At 34.3% G+C, this 2032-nt stretch carries 1 protein-coding gene; it reads left to right on the forward strand.

The genetic code is table 11. From position 1 onward, the window contains the following. Positions 1–305 precede the first annotated feature (305 nt). The gene (locus HNR33_RS22750) at positions 306–1592 is read left to right on the forward strand and encodes a uracil-xanthine permease family protein (RefSeq protein WP_429088301.1); all 1287 of its coding nucleotides are present in this window, start codon (positions 306–308) and stop codon (positions 1590–1592) included. The last annotated feature ends 440 nt before the right edge of the window (positions 1593–2032 follow it).

The following is a 2032-nucleotide window of genomic DNA, read 5'->3' on the forward strand; positions in this document are numbered from 1 at the left end:
ATACCATCAGCCCCAGCAATAGCCATAGCCCTTCACAATGCAGTAGGAGTAAGAATGCATCAAATACCATTAACCCCAGAAAGAGTCCTTAATGCAATAAAGGAGAAGAATCAACAGAAGTAGATTGTAACAAAGAATATGTATTAGCTCACCTGGCTGTTATTTAGCTTATAGCCAGGTGGTTATATATTCTGAAGCTTTAAGCTTTCAGAAAGATTACATATAGAGGGAGGGGAGAAAAGGAAAGTCTATTGCTAAGTTTTTATTAAGGGGAGTAGTAAAGAATAAAGGGGGAAATTTATAAGATGGAAACTGTTAAGCTTCAAGAACCTATTCGTGATGCAATGCAATTATCTTTAGGAAAAAGACTTATTCTTGGATTACAGCATACGTTTACAATGTTTGGTGCAACTGTATTAGTACCAATAATTACTGGACTAGACGTATCTGTTGCACTATTTATGGCGGGGGTTTGTACTCTTTTAGGTCATCTTATTATGAAAAAGAGAGTTCCTGTATTTTTAGGTTCATCATTTGCTTTTATTGCTCCAATGTTAGCGGTATTAGCGGTTAATACTGGTATAACTGATGTTGCGCAAGCACTATCAAGTGGACAAGGAGCTCAGGTTGCTGAGGGATTAGCCTATGCTAGAGGTGGAATAGTTATAGCTGGATTAGTTTATCTTGTAATGTCTGGACTCATATATGTCTTTGGTGTAGAAAAGATTGTAAGCTTTTTCCCTCCAGTAGTAACTGGACCTATGATTTTAGTTATAGGACTTAAGCTAGCACCTACTGCAATAGGTATGGCATCAGAAAATTGGCTATTAGCTGTAGTTGGTCTTGCTACTGTTATAATAGTATCCATATTTGGTAAAGGATTTTTACAGATTGTACCTGTAATTTCAGGACTTATTGTGGGATATGTAGTATCAATCATAACTGGTAATGTTGATTTTTCAACTATAGGACAAGCGGCATGGTTTGGAGTTCCTAAATTTGCCATAGCTAAATTTAGCTTTACATCAGTAATGATGGTTGCACCAATAGCTCTTGCTACAATGGTTGAACACATTGGGGATGTAGTAGCAATAGGTGCTACAGTGGAAGATGATTTCCTTAAAGACCCAGGTCTTCATAGAACTATGATGGCTGATGGAATATGTACATCATTATCAGCTTTAGTAGGTGGTCCTGCTAATACAACATACTCAGAGAACACTGGAGCATTAGCTCTTACAAGAGTTTGGGACCCAAAGATAATGAGAATTGCAGCTGTATTTGCTATTCTATTAGGTGGAGTACCAAAGCTTGCAGCAGTAATAGGTTCAATTCCTACATCAGTTGTTGGTGGAATATCAATAGTACTATTCGGAATGATAGCTTCAATTGGAGCTAGAACACTAGTTGAGAACAAAGTAGACTTTGCTCAATCAAGAAATCTTATAATTGCAGCAGTAATATTAGTATTAGGTCTTGGCGGAGCTGTATTGCCAATACAAATTGGTACTATAAACCTAGCTATAGAGGGTATGGCATTAGCAGCAATAGTAGGTATAATACTAAACAAAGTACTTCCACAAACAAAATAATCACTATATAAACAAATATATTTTAAAAATTAAATAATAATTATCAAAAGGACTATATCTTTGCATATAGTCCTTTCTTATGTAACTTAGCCACAGAAAATAACCAGAAAAGATATCGAACTTGTTATATTTCCTAAAATAGATGTCAATAAAGTTATTATTTATGTATAATAGCTTTATTAACAGTTACTAAAACATTATATGTATGGAAGAAAAATTTATGAGATTATGACAAACGATTTCCTTGTATAATCTAGTGTAGAAGGAGTACATACATATGTTTTTTTATGAAGGAATACGTTTTCTATTCTTCGCTTTATAGCTATTAAGGAAATAAAAACAGACAATTGAATTGATATTTGGAGGTGGAATAATGAAGTATTTTGATTACTACAAACCAGAGTCATTAAAAGAAGCAAGTGAGCTTTTAATATCAAATG

The organism is Brassicibacter mesophilus (assembly GCF_050433385.1).
In the GTDB taxonomy this organism is placed as follows: domain Bacteria; phylum Bacillota; class Clostridia; order Tissierellales; family Proteiniboraceae; genus Brassicibacter; species Brassicibacter mesophilus.